General features: G+C 67.5%; 14 protein-coding genes. 1 reads left to right on the forward strand and 13 read right to left on the reverse strand.

Annotated elements, in window-relative coordinates; translation table 11 throughout:
* Positions 1 to 2: 2 nt before the first annotated feature.
* From JW876_03380 to JW876_03395, 4 genes are read right to left on the reverse strand one after another with little or no spacing between them, the layout of a single operon-like run.
* Positions 3 to 770 (reverse strand): response regulator transcription factor, encoded by a 768-nt coding sequence (locus JW876_03380; GenBank protein ID MBN1884553.1) that lies wholly within the window; start codon positions 768 to 770, stop codon positions 3 to 5.
* A complete protein-coding gene (locus JW876_03385; GenBank protein MBN1884554.1) occupies positions 748 to 2,088 on the reverse strand; it encodes a histidine kinase in 1,341 nt (446 codons plus the stop codon). Before JW876_03385 ends, JW876_03380 begins: the two co-directional genes overlap by 23 nt.
* A gap of 18 nt (positions 2,089 to 2,106) precedes the next feature.
* Positions 2,107 to 2,673 (reverse strand): TlpA family protein disulfide reductase, encoded by a 567-nt coding sequence (locus tag JW876_03390; GenBank protein ID MBN1884555.1) that lies wholly within the window; start codon positions 2,671 to 2,673, stop codon positions 2,107 to 2,109.
* An 11-nt stretch (positions 2,674 to 2,684) separates the two neighbouring features.
* On the reverse strand, positions 2,685 to 3,836 hold the full coding sequence (locus tag JW876_03395) for an acyl-CoA dehydrogenase family protein (GenBank protein ID MBN1884556.1): 1,152 nt from the start codon (positions 3,834 to 3,836) through the stop codon (positions 2,685 to 2,687).
* 171 nt (positions 3,837 to 4,007) lie between these two features.
* Between JW876_03395 and JW876_03400 the strand changes: the two genes are divergently transcribed.
* On the forward strand, positions 4,008 to 5,300 hold the full coding sequence (locus JW876_03400) for a tetratricopeptide repeat protein (protein MBN1884557.1): 1,293 nt from the start codon (positions 4,008 to 4,010) through the stop codon (positions 5,298 to 5,300).
* A gap of 4 nt (positions 5,301 to 5,304) precedes the next feature.
* On the opposite strand, the gene JW876_03405 is transcribed toward JW876_03400, so the two are convergent.
* The 9 genes from JW876_03405 to JW876_03445 form a co-directional block, all read right to left on the reverse strand.
* Positions 5,305 to 7,110 carry a response regulator gene (locus JW876_03405; GenBank protein MBN1884558.1) on the reverse strand — a complete coding sequence of 602 codons (1,806 nt, stop codon included), beginning with the start codon at positions 7,108 to 7,110 and terminating at the stop codon, positions 5,305 to 5,307.
* 160 nt (positions 7,111 to 7,270) lie between these two features.
* Entirely contained in the window at positions 7,271 to 8,134 is an 864-nt protein-coding gene (locus JW876_03410; protein ID MBN1884559.1) for a hypothetical protein, read from the reverse strand.
* Between the two features lie 6 nt (positions 8,135 to 8,140).
* On the reverse strand, positions 8,141 to 8,539 hold the full coding sequence (locus JW876_03415) for a hypothetical protein (protein MBN1884560.1): 399 nt from the start codon (positions 8,537 to 8,539) through the stop codon (positions 8,141 to 8,143).
* A gap of 87 nt (positions 8,540 to 8,626) precedes the next feature.
* The gene (locus tag JW876_03420; GenBank protein ID MBN1884561.1) at positions 8,627 to 8,818 is read right to left on the reverse strand and encodes a hypothetical protein; all 192 of its coding nucleotides are present in this window, start codon (positions 8,816 to 8,818) and stop codon (positions 8,627 to 8,629) included.
* Between the two features lie 313 nt (positions 8,819 to 9,131).
* A complete protein-coding gene (locus tag JW876_03425; GenBank protein ID MBN1884562.1) occupies positions 9,132 to 11,450 on the reverse strand; it encodes a T9SS type A sorting domain-containing protein in 2,319 nt (772 codons plus the stop codon).
* A gap of 92 nt (positions 11,451 to 11,542) precedes the next feature.
* Positions 11,543 to 12,295, reverse strand: a complete 753-nt coding sequence (locus tag JW876_03430; GenBank protein ID MBN1884563.1) for a hypothetical protein — start codon at positions 12,293 to 12,295, stop codon at positions 11,543 to 11,545.
* The gene (locus JW876_03435; protein ID MBN1884564.1) at positions 12,292 to 13,512 is read right to left on the reverse strand and encodes a hypothetical protein; all 1,221 of its coding nucleotides are present in this window, start codon (positions 13,510 to 13,512) and stop codon (positions 12,292 to 12,294) included. The genes JW876_03430 and JW876_03435 overlap by 4 nt, the downstream gene beginning before the upstream one ends.
* 250 nt (positions 13,513 to 13,762) lie before the next feature.
* On the reverse strand, positions 13,763 to 14,056 hold the full coding sequence (locus JW876_03440; protein MBN1884565.1) for an HU family DNA-binding protein: 294 nt from the start codon (positions 14,054 to 14,056) through the stop codon (positions 13,763 to 13,765).
* A gap of 218 nt (positions 14,057 to 14,274) precedes the next feature.
* A complete protein-coding gene (locus JW876_03445) occupies positions 14,275 to 17,757 on the reverse strand; it encodes a hypothetical protein (protein MBN1884566.1) in 3,483 nt (1,160 codons plus the stop codon).
* Positions 17,758 to 17,763 lie beyond the last annotated feature (6 nt).

A 17,763-nucleotide genomic window follows, 5' to 3' on the forward strand; every position in this document is an offset into this window, starting at 1 on the left:
CCTTACGCGATCCCGTCGACCTTGCTCTTGAGCAGCGTCGCCTGCGACCGGTTGAGCGTGACCTCGGTGCGATTCCCGTCGAGCAGGGTCAGGATGTAGTGTCCTCCCGTCCAGGGAACGATCTTCGCGATCCGGCGGAGGTTGACGAGCATGTCCTTGCCGAGGCGAAGGAAGAGGGAGGGATCGAGCTGCGCCTCGATCTCGTCGATCGCCGCGTAGTTCGTGAGGAAATCGCCGTCGACGGTTCGCGCGCGGACCCCCTCGGGCGACGCGAAGAGCATCGCCACCTTCTCCGTCTCGTAGAGATCGACCTCGTCCTTGCGCCTGATGACGATCCGGGGCAGGAAGCGCGTGACGTCCCGGATGCTCTCGGTGAGCCGTCGCACCCGCTCGATGTACTCGTCGGGACGCGGGCGGGAACGTCTCGCCTTCTCGATCGCCGCGCTCAGGCGATCCTTCTCGACCGGCTTGAGCAGGTAATCGAGCGCGTTCACCTCGAAGGCCCTGATCGCGTACTGGTCGAACGCCGTCGTGAAGACGACGAGGGGAAGATCCCCCGCGGCCAGGAGCGCCCGGATTACCTGGAACCCGTCCATCTCGGGCATCTGGATGTCGAGGAAGACGAGATCGGGTTGCTTCTCGGCGACGAGCCTCACCGCTTCCGCCCCGCCGCCGGCCTCGCCGACGAGCTCGACGCCCTCCTCCGCCTCGATGAGGAACCGCATCTCGTCTCGGGCCAGGGCCTCGTCATCGACAATTATCGCCTTCAACGCCAATGCTCTCACCCCTCTCGTCGATCCCGGGTATCCGGAGACGCACGACGACCCCGCCCCCGTCGCGCGGGGCGATCTCGAGCCGCCCCGATTCGCAGGCGTAGATGCGGAGCCGCTCGGCCACGTTCCTGAGGCCGACGCCCCGTTCCATGAGCTCGCGGAGATCCATCCCCGCGGCGGGCGGACCGTCGTTCTCGATCTCGACGACGACGCCGTCGCCGTCCGCGCGCGCGCGGATCCGTATGGCGCCCCCCTCGGCGCGCCTGGAGATCCCGTGCTTGATCGCGTTCTCGACGACCGGCTGGAGGATCATCGTGGGCACGTTGCGGCCGAGGGCGGCCTCGTCGACGTCGGACTCGACGCGGCACTTCTCCTGGCCGAACCGGACCCGTTCGATCGAGAGGTAGTCGTCGATGAAACGAAGCTCTTCCTCGAGCGAATGCGTCTCGGACCCGTCGTCGAGCGCCTTCCGGAAGATCGCCGAGAGGCGCCGGGTCATCTCCCGCGCCTTCTCCGCATCGGTGCGGATGAGCGCGGCGATCGAGTTGAGCGTGTTGAAGAGGAAATGCGGATTGATCTGGCTGCGGAGCGTCTGGAGCCTCGCGCGGGACAGCTGCTGCTCCTCCTCGTGGAGGAGAAGCTCGGTCCGCGTCGCGTTCGCCATCCTGAGGGCGATCCCCACGGCGTAGAGGGTCACGAGGAGGTCGAGGGCCACGAAGACGGGGTAGCCCGGCAGGTAGCCGTAGAGGAGCCCCCTGGGGCGATAGATCCTCAGCGCCGCGTACCTCGCGTAGGCGAGAAGGAGCGCGAAGACGAATGGCAGGACGTTGTGGTCGAGCCGGCGGGAGGCGAGCTTCTCCACGAATCCCGAGACGACGAAGAAGGGATTCAGGGAAAAGCTCCAGATCTCCCCGCGCCTGCCGAGGCGGGAGTAGACGAGGCCGCAGAGAAGACCCACCCCGAGGTAGAGCGGCAAGGCCGCCGTCTCGCCGAAGAGGAGGCAGGCGAGCCCGATCGCCGCGCCGACCCCCCCGCCGACCCAGACGCCGCCGAGGAATCCCGCGATGATCGATCCCTCGAGGGAGAGATCCATCGCTCCCTGCGCCGAGATCCGGCGGACGACGACGCCGAGGACGAACACGAGTCCGAGGAGCAGCCCGAGCCGGAGCCGCCCGCTCCTCGCTGCGCGCGGATCGACCAGCATCTCGCCGACGAACCGGAAAGAGAAGACGAAACTGATCATCCCCGCCATCACCGCGATGCGAAGAAGCAGGTTGATGAGGATGAGCTGTTCGCGCGTCAGATCGATGATCATGGCGTTGCCCGCGCTTCGTTACAGCCGGTGGGAGATCAGCTTGATGAGGACCTCCTCGTAGTGCCGCTGCAGCTTGAGTCCATCGATCCGCTCGAAGACCTCGCCGTCCCGCATGAGCACGTAGACGGTCGGCACGGCCCGGTACCCGCCGAAATCGCCGACGATCTTCTCGCCCCCGACGAAGATCGGGACGTCGACCGGGTTCGCGGTGAAATAGCTGCGCACGGCCGACGCCTTCCCGCGGTCGAGCGCGACGCACAGCACGTTCACGTTCTTGTAGAATCGCCGGTTGATGTCCGCCATGATCGGCATCAGCTTCGCCGTGTCCTTGTTCCAGGTGGTGAAGAAGGCGAGGAGCACGAACTTGCCGCGGTATTCGCTGATCTGCACGGTGGTGCCGTCGAGCCGTTCGAGGAGGACGTCGGGGGCGATGAAGGGCTCGAAGGTCGCCTCCGTCTGCCGCTCCTCTCCGGCGTCCCGCTCCGCGGCCTTCCCGGCGGATTCGTCGGAACCGCCGCATCCGGCCGATGCCACGAGGAGGGCCGCGAGCGCGGCCGTCGCGATGAATGTCGCCGTGTCACGCAATGCTGATCACCTCACAACTGTTTGACGATCTGGGCGGCGATCGTGTTCTTCTGGATTTCCTTGGTTCCCTCGTAGATCTCGGCGATCTTGGCGTCGCGGTAGAACCGCTCCACCTCGTATTCGAGCGTGTAGCCGTATCCCCCCATGATCTGGATCGCCTCGTCGGCGACCATGCAGGCGGTGCGCGCCGCGACGTACTTCGCCATCGAGGTCAGCCGGGGATCGATCCGCCCCTGGTCGTAGTTCCATGCCGCCTTGTACGTCAACAGCCGCGCCGTCTCGATCTCCGTCGCCATGTCGGCGATCTTGTGCTGGATGACGGGCATGTCGACGAGCCTCTTGCCGAACTGCTCCCGCTCGACGCCGTAGGCGAGCGCCCGGTCGAACGCGCCCTGCGCGATGCCGAGCGCCGTCGCGGCGATCTCGACGCGGCTCTCGTCGAAGAATTCGAGGACGTGGTAGAACCCCTTCCCCTCCTCGCCGACGAGGTTCCCGAGCGGCACGGTGACGTCGTCGAAACCGAGCTGCGCCGTCGAGGTCATCCGGATGCCCATCTTGACGCCGATGTCCTCGGCGGAGAATCCCGCCGCTCCCTTCTCGACGAGGATCAGCGACATGCCCCGGTAGGCTGGCTTCGCGTCGGGATCGGTCTGGCAGAGAACGAGGAAGAAATCGGCCGTTTCCCCGTTGGTGATGAACATCTTCGAACCGTTGATCACCCAGTCGCCGCCCGTCCTGACGGCGCGCGTGTCCATGCGCGTGATGTCGCTGCCATGATTCGGCTCGGTGAAGGCGCCGGCCGAGATCATCTTCCCCGCGGCGACCGCGGGCAGCAGCCGTTTCTTCTGCTCGTCGGTGCCGTGGCGCATGACGATCTCGGAGGCGAAATCGGACAGGGCCAGGGCCGTGCCGAGACCGGAATCCGCCCGGCAGAACTCCTCGACGACGAGGCAGTTCTCGAGAACGCCGAGCCCCGCGCCACCGAATTTTTCGGGAAAGTGCAGGCCGATGAATCCCAGTTCGCAGGCCGATCGCCAGAGCTCGACGGGAAAGGAATGCTCCTCCTCGTGTTTGAGCGCGAGTTCCCTCGTGAACTCCCCCCTGGCGAACCGCCTGACGGCCTCCTGAATGTCCCCCTGTTCCGTCGTCAGCGCGAAATCCATGCTCTCCTCCAGGATTACCCCGAGTGTGCGGCGAATTGCTGACATCCTACCAGATGGATCGAGGCCCGTTCAACAGATATCGCCCCGGCCGCCGCCGCCACGCCCCGGAGGCCCGGAAATTCAACCTCGTGCTGGAACGGTAATTGCGATGAAACAGCGAGGGAGGAAACGATGACGCGACGCGTGCATCCAGCGGTACTGCTCTGTATCTGCCTAATCTCCGTTCTCGCAGTCGATTCCGTCGCCGGCACGGGACGGATCGAGGCGGAACGGCTCTTCGTCGAAGCGCAGAAGGCGCTCGCGAGAGGCGACGTTGCGTCCGCCGAGACGCTCCTTATGCAATCCCTCGAGCGGGACGACTCCTTCACCTCGGCGATCTGGCAGCTCTCGCAGATCTACGAGAAGCGAGGCCAGCTCGAGCACGCGCGCGAGCTGCTTTTGAGGGGTCTGCACCAGGAGCCCGGCGCGTCGTGGGCGCGCGGGAAGCTCGCCCAGCTCGAGAAGGCCCTGACCCGCGATCTCCTCGCCGAGGCCGACGCGCTCATGGGGGCGGGGTCCTACGACAAGGCGATCCCGAAGCTCTCCCTCTTCCTCGGGATCCGCCCCTTCGACCCGATCCCCCTGATCAGGCTCGGCAGGTGCCACCTGGCCCTGGGCAATCTCGAGACGGCCCGCGAGTACGTCGCGCAGGCCCGTGAACGCGATCCGACCGACGAGGACACGGCGGCGCTGCTCGAGGAGATCGGCGCCAGGATCGAGGAGGGCTCGGTCGCCGCGGCGGTCGCCGCCGCCGAGCGTATCCTCGCCGACTACACGCCCGACCACCGCGATGAGGCCCGGCGCGCGCTGGAGACCGTGCTCGAGCGCGATCCCTCGAACCGCTGGGCCGCGGCGAAGATCGAGGAGATCGAGGACCTCGTCCGAGAGGCGGAACCGCCACGGGCCGTCGATCTCGAGCGGATCGGCCAGGAGGGGCTCGAGCGCGTCAGGACGCTGCGCGAACCGATCGCCGGCATCGGGGTCTTCGTGTCGCGTTACCTGCTGATCCTCGTCATCGCGGCCGTCGGCGCGCTCCTCGCGATCGACATCCGCAAACGGACCGGGCGGCGTTCCTACCCGCTCGAGGGCAGTCTCGCCGTGATCCCCCTTCTCGACGTCGTCTCCATGCTCAACAGCAATCTCAAGACGGGACGGCTCGTCGTGTCGACCGCCGAGTCCTCCGGCGAGATCTATCTCGAGAAGGGGGAAATCGTCCACGCCCGCTGGCGGAACACCGACGGCCGGGACGCCTTCCACACGATCATGGGCAGGAAGCGGGGGACCTTCCGCTTCCTCAACCACCTGCCGAACGTGCGGCACACCATCGCCGAACCGCTCAGCCTGCTCCTGCTCTCGATGAAGTCAAACGAGGGGCCGGCTCCGGTGGAGCCGCGGCCACGCCGGCGGGTCAAGCTCTTCTCCTAGGACATCAGACGGTCTCGAGCGCGGGGATGTCGAGCCGGGGGCATTCGGTGTGCTCGTTTGCCTCGCGGCTGAAGCGGATCTCCCACCGGACGGTCGGATAGATCTCCTCGCCGCTGCGTCGGCAGGCGGTCTCGAAGCGTTTCCTGACGCTCCGCATGAGCCCGTCGATTCCGCCGACAGGCTCGCCGGCGACGAAGACCGAATAGCCGAGGGGCTCGTCGGACCGCGAGACGGCGCAGTCGTCGCCGATCTCCCGGCAGAGGCTCGACTCGACGAGACGCGAGAAGCGCACGGCGTCGTCGATGGCGCCGACGAGGCGCAGCGAGACGAGGCGGAACGGGAGCCCGGCCAGTTCGGCGCGCTCGGCCATCATGTGCATCGGCTTGACGAGATCCTTCTCGCGGTCGAAGGCCGGGTGCAGGGGCAGCAGGAGGGTGATCGCGCCTCCCGCGCCCAGGTCGAGGTCGCCGTCGAGCGCCGCGGCGAGCCGCGCGAGGACGAGACCGCGATGCGCCTCGTCGCAGGAGAGGAACTCGCCGAGCGACGGCCCGTCGCTCCCGCGGCTTCGCAGCCGCGGCCGGAGAACGAGCTTGATGCGGCGATCGATCCCGCCGGCATCGTGGAAATCCTCGCGGATCGAGGCGGAGCACTCCACGAAGGGCGCCTCGCCCGCCCACTTGGCCAGCGACGCGGCGGCGGCGGAGAGGAAATCGCGCAGCCGCCCGCGGCCCACGAGGGCCGTCACGCCCGGCGCGCGCATCCGGAATCCGCGGATCGCCCCCTGCTCGTCGAGGCCGGCGAGATGGCGCTTCACGAGGGCGTCGAGCCGCGCGAGCGTGCGCGCGACCTCGGTCTCCTCCGACTCGATCATGAAGACCTTCTGCAGCTCGTCGAGGTTCTCGACGAGCCGCTCGATGTTCCGCCAGCCGATCTCCAGGAGCCGCTCCCGCTGCTCCACCGGCACGGGTCGCTCGGCGTCGCTGAGCAGACGGACCGCGTTGCGGGCCGAGGTCAGCGGCGTGCGCATCCGGTGGGAAAGGGACGTGGCGAACCGCGTCCGGACATCGTCGAAGCGCCGCCACCGGGAGAAATCGTGCAGCAGCACGAGGTGCACGATCGAGCCGTCGCTGGCGAGGCGGTGCGCCTCGAGACCCACAAGGAGACGCGTCCCGTCCTTCGGCAGGAGGATGTCGCTGTAGGTGACGGCCGGCTTCGCCTCGAGGCTCGAGCGGACGAGGCCGCTCGGGCAGCATCTGGCGACCGCCTCCGCGAATCCGGCGGGATCGTCGGCGCCGAGTATCCGGCGCGCCTCCCGGTTCGCGAAGATCACGCCGCGATTCCCGTCGAGGAGCATCGCGCCCTGGTCGACACGCCTGAGCGCCGACACGACCGCGTCGAGGCGGCCGTCGCGCGGTCTCCTCGCGGCGATCCTCGCGGCGGCGACGGCGAGCTCGCGCCCGCCGACCGGCTTGAAGAGGACGCAGTCCGCGCCGGCGGCGACCGCCTCGCCGATTCTCGAGGTGTCCGTCTCCGCGGTGACGAGGGCGACGAACCCGGCGTACCCCGCCTCGCGCGCGGAGGCGGTCACGCCGATCCCGTCGAGGCCGGGCATCTCGAGGTCGGTGAAGATCCCCGCGGGCGGGCGGTCCCCGAGGGAGGCGAGCAGGAGGCGCGGGTCGTCGAAGCACACCGCGTCGAAGCCGTGCCCCTCGAGCCGCCGCGCGAGCAGCCGTCGCATGAGTTCGTCATCGTCGACGATCAGGACCGCCGGTCGGGCGAGCCGTTCGTCATCGGTCCGGTGCATTGCCATACGCTGCGTCTCCTCGCCTCATGAACCGATTCCGGGGAGGGAAAACGCAAAGGACGTGCCCCGCCGAAGCGGGGAATCCCGCGGCAGGCGAAATGCTCATAGGGGGCGATAGGGAACAACGGGGACGTGGCGGAGCGTGCACAATGCGTTCACGGGGAAGCTATTTGCCGCTTCCCGGGCGGCTCGAGGCGCGGCCGTCCCGCGGCTCGCCCTCCCCGCCGGGAGGAGGACCGGCGGCCGGCCGGCCGCCGCCGAAGCGGTATTCGAAGGTGATGCCGCCGAGCGTGTTGAAGACGCGCTCGCTGTCGCTCCCCGCGTCGACCGCCGCGTGGGCAGAGAGCCAGAGCGGGCCGGCGACTCGCCGCCGGAGGGTGAAGAGATAGACCTCGCGCGTGTCGCCCCCGCGGAAGGACAGGACGAAAACGCCCACGCCGCACTCGGTGCTCTCCCCCGGATCGAAGCCGAGGAGAACCGAGGTGGCGAGATGGTTGCGGTGGATGCGATCCCCCGTCTTCCGCCGCTCGCCGACGAGCGTGTAGACGGCCGCGGCCCGCAGCCGGAGCATCCCGAGGGGCAGCCTCGCCTCGAGACCGCCGCCGCCGTCGAGGGAACCGAGCGAGAAGGGATAGAAGGTGTTTGACCCCATCGGCACGCGGAGCTCGCCCCGCGCGAAGAGGCCCCGCGTATCCAGCGTGTCGCCCCAGGCGCGCCACGAGGCGCGGATGAATCCGTCGCCGCCGCCATGGACGACGCCCGCCCCGGTTTGCATCGCAGGGTAGAGCAGCGCGGCCCGCACGACGCCGCGGCGCCAGCGCCGGGAGGTGATCCCGATCTCGAAGACCGAGGCCCGCCCCGCGTCGCGGTCGAGCAGTGACTGGCCGACGTCAAGCGAGATTGCCGACGTGTCGGCGGGAAGATACCAGTGGGGGAGATCCTCGTAGAGGCCGGTCGCGCCGGCAGGCGGAGAGGCGAAGAGGATCGCGGCCGAGACCGCGATCGCGAGAACTGGGAACGCCCGTGTCACGGAGGATTACCTGCCGACCCCTTCGAGGAGCCGGATCCTTCCCTGGTTGACGAACTGGACCTCGATCGTCTTGCGTTCGCCGGAAAGCTGCTCCTTGGCGACGATCTTTCCGTAATCGTTCCAGGAACGGTGATAGACGATCTCGCCGACCTCGTATTCTTCGGATTCCGAGTACTCGCGGGCCGATTCCGGGTCGAAGTCCTCGGGCGCGAGATCCTGGCCGCCCGCGTCTCCCGATCCGTCGCCCTCCCCCGGCTTCTCGCCGGTCATGAACGGGAGGTATCCCTTGCAGCCCGGGCACTGCAGCCAGACGACATCGTCGCGCTCCTCGGCGACAGGCATGTCGAAGGTCTCCTTGCATACCGAGCAGTACTGCTCGATCGATTTCGTCTTCCTGGCGATCATCGCCGCCTCCCGCGACTCGACAATCCACCGGACGGGGCATCGGGGCGCCGCGTCATGGCCTGTCCCGACTCCCGCGCGGGGTCGCTATCAATCGGAGATGATGCGGCAGCAGTCGTCGGCGTCCTTCGCCGTGAGGTAGCTCATGCCGCACACGGGGCACTTGTATTTGCCGCCCAGCCGCCCTTCCGCTTCCGCCTTGGCGAGCAATCTATGAAACTTGACGTAGTTCTTCTCTTTTTGCAGAATGGATGCTTCTCTTCCCTCGAGCTTCATATCCACGCCTCCCTTCCCAGGGCAAGAAACATATCTACCACAGGATGATGTGGCGAGTTCCCCCAGAACCACCATATATGGTGGCTTTATAGCAGAACGGTCGAACCCCGTCAACCATAAATGTTCAAATTCCGTAACCATAACAGGTTACATCACACAATATACCACGCGAACGCGGTATGTGCAAGGGGAGCGGCGGCGAAAACACGTCCGGGAAACCGCGGAACCCGCTGGATGGAAACGAGGTCGGCGGCCTGGCGCGCGCGCGGACGGGCAGCCGGACGCCCGTCGCCGGCGACCGGCGGACCCGCGGGCGGCGTCACCTGAGGATGACCAGCTTCCTGGTCGTCTCCTCGTTGCCCGCCTTGATCCGCATGAAATAGACGCCCGGCGTGACGGGCCGGCCGTTCCGGTCGATGCCGTCCCAGGCGATCGTCATCGGCCCGCCGAAGCGCAGCATGTCGTAGACGGTGGCGATCCGGCGGCCGGTGACGTCGTAGACGCCGATGTCGACGTGCGTGCGGAGCTCGGTCGCCGCCCGCGCGTAGCTGATCCCGCCGTCCGGGACGACCCGCGTCGTGTTGTTCGTCGGATCGTGGAAGGTCCTCGGCACGTTCACGGTGAAGCTCGTCCGTCCCGGGGTGGGATTGGGGACGATATGCGAGGCGAGGTGATCGGCGAGGGGCATCATCGCCGTCGCGCCGAACTCGTCGGTCGAGTACTCGAACTCCCGGTGCTCGCCGTCGATGTCGAGCTCGAAGGAGCCGACCACGCGGTAGAAGTATTCGTGCCCCGGCTCGATGTCGTCGTCGACATGGACGAAGTGCCGCCGGCCCCCTCCCACCGAGGCGCTCTCGGTGATCGTCGCGAGGAGTTCCTCGCCGCCGCCCGCGGTGAGGTCGCGCCGGAAGAGATCGAAGGAGGCGCCGAACGTCTCCTCGGCGGTCTTCCAGGTGATCTCGTGGAAGCCGAGATCGACGTTGACGGCCACCTGGTAGTACCGGAGGCCGATGTAGTAGATCTCCTCGGTCGCCTCGCCGCGGAGGCCGACGTGGTTCTCGACCCTGATGTTCAGCGTGTTGTACCCCGGCTCGAGCCCCTCGAAGAGGAAGCCGAATTCCTCGCGCGATTCGTCCCACGCGCGGTCGGAAGGGTTGAGGTCCTCGGTGATGCCGTTGTTGATCCAGTACCACCCGCGGGCGAGCCGGGGCGCGTAGTGGAGGCGCAGCACCCCGCGGCCTTCCCAGTCCTCGGGATTCTCGTTCTCGACGGGATCGTTCCAGGCGCGCGCCGCCACGACGTAGTTGCCCGTGTAGATCGTGTCCTTGGGAATGCCGGGGATGTCGAGGTACTGGACCGTGGGCGCGATCTCGTAGAGGTCGACGATCGAGTTCTCGTTCTCGTCCCACAGGCCGATCTGGCCCGCCGTGTACATGCAGATGGGCAGCGGCCGCGTGATCGGGCGGTTGTTCATGATGCAGGGAAGCTGCTCGGAGAGCGGGTTGTCGTAGCAGCTGTGCGCGTTGTTGTTGGCGATGGCGAGGTAGCCCCCCGGCTGGCCGCAGTTGCCGAACTGCATCTCGTACTCGTCGAGCGCCCAGAAGGTGTGCCCCATCTCGTGGTCGAAGACGTGGGAGAAGCCGTCGCCGCTGCCGAAGCGGCAGGCGGGGTACGGCACGAGGAGATAGGGACCGCCGAGATAGGAGTACGCGACGTAGTTCGCCTGTTCGTGCTGCCAGCAGCCCGACGTGGAGGCGTCGACGACGACCGCGGTGAAGGCCCAGTCCGTGCCGTGCGCGTTCCTTGTGGCCTCGTTGAGCAGGTGGGCGTTGCCGTAGGCGCCGTACATGGGATCCATCCCGAGGGAAGCGAAGACCTCGCCGATCCAGATATGGTCATCGCCCATGTTCCCCTGGACGATCGGCTCCCACGTCGTTCCGGCTCGCACGTAGTCGGCATAGAGGATCGTGAACTCGACGCCCCCCGCCCAGTTCGCCTTCTGCTGGTAGTCGTCGAGCCCGTTCGAGATGGCGAGGAGCGCGTCGGCGATCTCCTGGTCGGTCCAGTTCTCGATCGGCCCGTCGCTCTCCGCGAAGATCACGTTGACGACGACCGAGCCGATGAGGAACTCGCTGTTCTGGTCGGGGGCGCGCGAACGCATCTCGCCGGCGGAGAGACGATTCGGCCCCGCGATCTTCGGATCGAAGCGGGCGATCTCGGCGGGGTCGGGACGGCGGATGTCGTTCGAGAGCATGCGCCGGACGTAGTCGGGATCGATGTCGAGCGGCGCGGCGGAGGCGGGAGGCGCGAGACGGCCTGCGAGCAGTCGATGGGTGATGGCATCGAGCCCCGCGCCGGCGAGGCCCTCCGGCGTCCGTTCGACGCGGACGGGCAGTCCGGCGAAGGCCGACTCGATCCCGGCCGGGGCATGCGCCAGCGCCGCCGAGGGCGGGAAGAGCTGGATGCCGGCCCCCTCGCGCTCGAGGATCGCGCGCACGCGGGCAAACAGGTCGGCGTCGCCGTTCTCGACGATGACGACGACCGGCTCGAGCCCCCGGTCCGAGAAGACGCCAGCGACGGCGACGGCGGGCAGCACGATGCACAAAACGATCGGGATGATGCTCGACAGTCTCTTCACCGCGTATCTCCTTGTGATGTTGACCCCACATGGAAAAATACGGCCGCGGAGGCCGTACTGCAAACCGAATTATCGCCTGAGGATCGATCCGGTCACCGGGACGCCGGGCGGCGCGAGCTCTCGCGGAGGATCGATTCGGTCACCGAGGTGCGCGGCGCCGGACCGCCGCCGCCGGGGATCTTCGTCGTCGAGGCCCGCTCCACGCGGCTCCGCACGAGTCCCCAGAAGGGGACCGTCGCCGAGCGCCAGAGGACGGTCCGTTCCGATTCCACCCGCTCCGCCTGGATCCCGCCGATCGTGACGGGCCGGACGACGGAGTCGATCGTCTCGCTCTTGTCGCAGGAGAAGAAACCGGCCGGCGTCTCGACGCTCTCCTCGCCGAGGAGGCGTTCCTCTCCCCCCTCGCGCGAGCGGATGAAGATCCGGTCGATGTCGAGATCCTCGATCTCCTCCTCCGCCGGCTCGCGGAAGGGCTCGAGGCCGTCGCGCACGAGGATCTCCCTGACGCATCCGCCGAACTCCTCCGGCGAGAAGATCCCGCGCACCCGGTCGTCGAGCCGCAGCCTGACCGTGAAGGTCTCCTCGTCGGTCCGCGGCCACGGCGACGAGGCGACCTCGAGCAGGACCTTGCCCCCGGCGTGCTCGATGACGGCGAGATCGACGAGCGAGGTGTCGGCCACGCCGAAGGCCTCGGAAACGATGAAATAGGAGACGCGCGCCCCCGGCTCGAAATCGACCGCGGCCAGCGAGACGCCCGGCACGAGGAAATCGATCGAGCCGGCCGCCGCGGCGCCCGCGGCGAGCAGAACAACGGCGAGCGGCCCGGCGGCCGCGCGCAGCCTCACGGCCGCGCCTCCGCCCGGAGCGTATCGGGCCGGGAGGGACCGTGCCCCCCGCGGCTCCAGTAGGTCTCGAAATCGAAGTCGGGGCTGTACGCGTCGGTATGGCAGGCGCGGCAGGATGTGCGCGCCGCCTCCACGTACGCCCCGTCGCGCGTGTGGCGCGTCCCCGCGCCGTGGCACGCCTCGCACTGGACGCCGCGCAGCGTGTAATCGCGGTTGGCTTCCGCGACAGGATCGTAGCCGCTGAAACGCCCGTAGCCGGTGGTGTGGCAGGCGAGACACTTCGGCTGCCCCTCGACGCCCTGCAGCTCGAGCGTATGGAACGCCCGGAAGTGACGCCCCCCGATGAAGGGCGCGAGCAGGTCGGCATGGCAGCGCACGCAGGTCTCGTAGCCGATGTACCGCTCGCGGATCTTGCCGGTGACATCGTCGCGGGCCAGCAGGTCCTCGAGACGATGCTCGCGTCGTCGGCGCGCCTCGAGCGCGTAGAAGGCCCGCAGTGCGGCGGCCGTCTCCTCGTCGTCGGGGACGGAGGCGTCGAGGTGGACGAGCGCGGCGGAGACGCTCCCCGCATCGGGGCGGAAGGAGACCCTGCCCAGCGCCCGTCCGCGGTCGCCCGCCGAGAGCACCGGCACGCCGATCTCCTCGAAGGATCCGCCGGTCGTGTCGGCGCAGTCGTCGGCCGGTTGCCCGTCGCGCGAGACGTGCCCGCGGATCACGAGATCGATCCCGTCGAGCGAGGGCATCAAATCGACGAGACGCGAGCGCTCCATGTGAGCCAAAAGGATGACGACGTCGCAATCCCGCTCGTCGCGCAACGCGCGGATCGCCTTCCGCCCCGCCTCGACGGGGTCGCCGATCTCGACGAGACTCCCCGAGGGGGGATCGACGTCGAGGAGGGCGAACACGCCGACCGTCAAACCGTGGCTCTTCTTCACGACCCAGGGCGGGAAGACCGCCTCGCCCGCGGCGGTCAGGTTGGCGCAGATGACGGGAAGCCCCTCGTCGGCGTCCGCCTTGAGCGCGCGGAGCTCGTGCGCCAGCTCCCGCTCGCCGACCGCGACGGCGTCATACCCCCAGAGCCGCATCCGTTCGGCGATGAACCGGCTGCGGTACATGTTGAGGATCCCCGGCCGGCCGTAGAAATCGCCCGCCGAGAAAAGGAGGAGTTCCTCGTCGGATCTCCGCTCGTTCGCGATCGCGGTGGCCCGCCGGGCCACGCCGCCGAAGGCGTTGTCCCCTCACCCGGCCGGGCCGAGACGGCCCTGCACGTCGCTGGTGAAGAGGATCGTCAGCTCGCCGCGGCGGCTGTCGCACGCGCCCGCCGCGAGTGCGAGCAGAACGAGAGCGGCGCCGAGAATGCCGGTTCGCATGAGACGACTCCATCGTCGAAAGGATTGCATGCTCCAATATAGGAAAGGGGCGAAGACGGTTCAACATCTTCGCCCCCGTATATCGCGTATGCCTCCCTCACTTGGCGACGCGGCTCTTGAGAGCCTTGCCTGCCGTGAAGGCGGGGAACTTGGTCGCGGGGATGGTGATGGTCTCTCCCGTCTGCGGATTGCGACCCTTGCGCTTCTTGCGCTTGCGCGTCTGGAACGTGCCGAAACCGGTGATCTGCACCTTCCGTCCGGCGTCCAGCTCCGTCGCGACGATGCCCTGCCGGGGAGCCGTGCTGAAGATTGCGTCGACAACGGCACGGGAATCCTTCATCGTGAGACCCGTCTTCTTGGCGACCCTCTCGATCATCTCTGTCTTGTTCATCGTGTCACCTCCTTTTCCATGGAATGGCAATTCGTGATGACAGTAGCGACCGCCTCAGAATGCTGTCAACACTTTTGTACCGATTTCTTCCCGTCCGTCCAACATTTTTCGTCTCCCCGCCACCTCGGCGACGGAACGTTCCGGAGGCCGCCGGCCGACCCGCCGCCGCCCGGGACGCCGAACCCGGACGGTGCGCCCGGGCCGGGGGCGCGCGTCGATCAGAAGGAGAAGCCACCCTGCAGCCCGCGGTTGCCGCGCTCGTACATGATGTCCGGGTGGGCTTTTATGGCGATCTGGAAGTAGTAGCTCCAGTCGTCGCCGAAGCGGCGATGGATGAAACTCGCGCGCCAGCAGTGCAGGTCGCGGTCGATCGTGTACATCTGGCTCGTGAAGTTCCGCTCCTCCACGTCGTAGTACGCGCTGTAGCGGACCGCCCAGTTTTCGGTGAGCTGGACCTTGCCGGTGACGTCGAACTGGCTCGTGACGCGTTGGTAGTCGCCCATGCCGCTCCTGGAGAGGCTGTAGTTCAGGTTCATCGACCAGGAGCCCGGCTTGCCCGGCGTGACCGGCCCGGAGAGGTCGAGGTCGCGGAGCTCGTCGATGTCCCGGTCGGCGGCCGCGCTGTCCGGCGCGTCGGGCGCCGCGTCGCGCGCCGCGGCGATCTTCTCGACATCCCGTTTCTTCCAGCCGCCCGGGTAGGTGAAGGAGCCGCCGAGCGAGAGGCTCGATCCCAGCGAGATCGTCGTCGACGAGATCTTCCCCTCGTAGGGGTCGTAGGTGTTGCTCATGCGGAAGGTGGCGAGCCGGCCCAGCCCCGAGGAGAAGGAGCTGGAGACGTCCGAGAAGGGCCGCTCGGTGGCCTTCGGATTGTAGGAGCCGTTGACGTCCCAGTTGAAGAGCTTCTGCTTCCGCTCCTGCCCGCCGCGCAAGATCTTCATCTCGACGACGTTCCTCACCGAGTAGGAGACGCCCTGGCTCTCCCGCTGGTTCTCGGTCAGCTTCGGGGTGAAGGAATACGTGGCCGTCGGGTTGAACGTATGGCGGATCCCCACGAGGGGCCCGATCTTCGGGTAGAACGTGCCGTAGAGGGAGGTGCCGACGCCGGTGGCGAAGCGCATGGAGAACTCGTTGCGGTCGGCGCTCGAGACGACCGACGCCGGATCGACGTAGGCGGTGTCCACGCGGTCGTAGAGGGTCTCGAAGTACGACCAGCTCGTCGAGACCGACGGCGAGAGGTTGAGGAAGGACAGCTTGAGCTGGCGACCGAACGAAACCCCGGAGCTCGCCGTCAGCGTCGACTTCTCGCGCGCGTCGCTCTCGGTGACCTGCCGGGTCGCCTTCAGGTTGGGCGAGAAGGTGAAGCCGCCGAGAAAGCGCTCCCAGAGACCGCGCTGTCCCTCCGGGTGCTTCTCGCCGAACCACAGGCTCGTCCTCGGCAGGGTGAGCGAGAGGCTCGGCAGGGTCATGTTGAGGCTCGTCTGCGTCGGGGTCGTCACGTTGAGCGTCTGGTCGCGGCTCCCGGAGAGGGAGAGCCTCGTCTCCCCCCAGTTCTTCCGGAAGGTCGCGCTCGAGTAGATGCGGCGATCGACGAAGCGCTCGACGTCGTCCGCCTGGTGGAGCGACTGCTGCGCCCCGTCGCTCGAGACGAAGCGCAGGCTGCTGTTGAAGGAGGCCGTCTTCCCGAACGTCTGGTTGTGCGTCGAGCTCAGGGTCCACTGGTTGGAGTAGTCGTCGAGATCGCGCAGGTAGTTGAACCGGACGTTCCCGTCGAGGAGGTACCTGATCTTGTAGCGGTTGTCCACCTGGACGCGGAAGTTCTGGTACTCGTTGAAGTCGGTCGTCACCGTGAAATCGGTGTAGTCGTTCGTGGCCCAGTAGTAGCCGAGCCCGCGGATGAAGCGGCCGTCCCTGCTGTTGATGCCGATGTCGAAATTCGGCCGGAGCAGCCCGGAGTGCCGGTCGTGGCGGAGCGAGTTCGCCATGTACGGAAGGTAGAAGACCGGCATCTCGCCGATGTAGAGATAGATCGGCCCGGAGACGATCTTGTCGCGCAGGTAGACCTTCATCTTCGCCGCGCGCAGCGAGTAGTGGGGATGCTCGTGGTCGCACGTCGTGTAGACCGACCGGTAGACCTTGAGGACGTCCTGCCCCTCCTTGAAGATGTGCTCGCCCCGGTAGAAGCCCTCCTCGTAGCGCGTCGATCCGTCGACGACGACGCCCCCCTCCCCCTCCATGTCGTATCCCATCCGGTCGCCGTACATCTTCTGGTCGTCCTCGGTGAGGACGGGCTCCCCGGTGGCCTCGAGGACGTTCAGCCGCGAGTTGAAATCGATATGCGCCGCCTCGAGCGACTTGTTGCCGTAGTCGACGACCGCCCTCCCGTCGAGCTTCATGTCCTCGGTGTCGGCGAAGTACTCGATCAGGCGGCCGCTGTAGCGGACCTTGTCCGCGGCGAGCCGGAAGTTCCTCCAGGCGAGGGCCGAGTCGATCGCGGCGGCGGTGCTGTCGATCGTCTCACCGGGCCCGAGGGTGAGGAAATTGTAGACGCCCTTCGCGTTTCCCGAGATCCTGACGTAGGAGAGGTCGTCGCCACGGAACCGGAAGTACATCGTGTCGCCCTCGGCGAAATTGTTGGAGACCTTCCCCGCCTCCCCCTCGTAGGGGTAGTACATCGCCCGCGCGCCGCCGACGATCTGCACCGAGTCGACCGCCTCGTCGGTGAGATGGATGACGATCGAATCGCCCTCGATCCACGAGTCTTCCCGCCACGGCGAGTCCTCGCCCGGACGCTCGGTGAGCCGGCCCTTCGAGGGGATCACGATCCGGTGGACGTCGACGCTGTCGTAGTGCAGGACCATCCACTCGCCCCGCATCCCCGAACTCCCGCTCGTCGCCGAGGGCGATCCGTGCAGCTCGATGACGCCCTCGTCGTCCCGGACGGCGGCCGAATCGCACGAGGCGCGCGTCTCGCCCTTCTTGAGCATCACGTTGCCGACGGCGACGCCGACGTTCTCATCCACGAGGAAACGCATCCATTCGCTCGTCACGTTGCCCTGGTCGGTGGAATCGAGGTCGAAGGCGAGGACGGGGCGGTCGTCGACGACGGCCGAGTCGTCGTTGCGGTCGAACCGGGCGTGCCGGCCGGAGATCGAGTAGTTTTCGACCGGGTCCACGAGCACGACGCGCCCGGTGGCGTCGGCCAGCCCCGCGTCGCGGTCGTAGCGCACGCTGTCCGCGTACATCGTCCGGGAGGAATCGGCGATGACGACGTTCCCGACGAGGATGACGATGCGCAGCCTGCGGTCGTACCGGGCGCGGTCGGCGGTGATGTCCCAGCCGCGATCCTTCATCCGCACGTCCCCGTGGACGGCGAGGACGTTCTCGTCGCCGAAGTACTCGCCGCGCTGTCCCCACATCCGCATCGAGCCGTCGACGCCCTCGACGCCGTCGACGAGCACGATGTAGCGCCGTTCGGGGAAATGCTTGCCGCGGCCGCCGGTGATCGTCGTCGTCTGGTGATCGATTTGGACGCCCCCCTCGAGCAAAACGACCCGTTCGCCCTCCTCCTGGGTGAGGCGGACCTTGCCGGCGGAGACCTCGTAGAGCGCGGAATCGGCGGGAGCGGGGCGCGCGCGCGCGTTCGCCGCCGGCAAAGCCACGGCCATGAGGATCGCGATCGCGCAGGTTTTTCCGCTCGACATCACGTC

It is taken from the genome of Candidatus Krumholzibacteriota bacterium (assembly GCA_016931295.1).
Classification (GTDB): domain Bacteria; phylum Krumholzibacteriota; class Krumholzibacteriia; order Krumholzibacteriales; family Krumholzibacteriaceae; genus JAFGEZ01.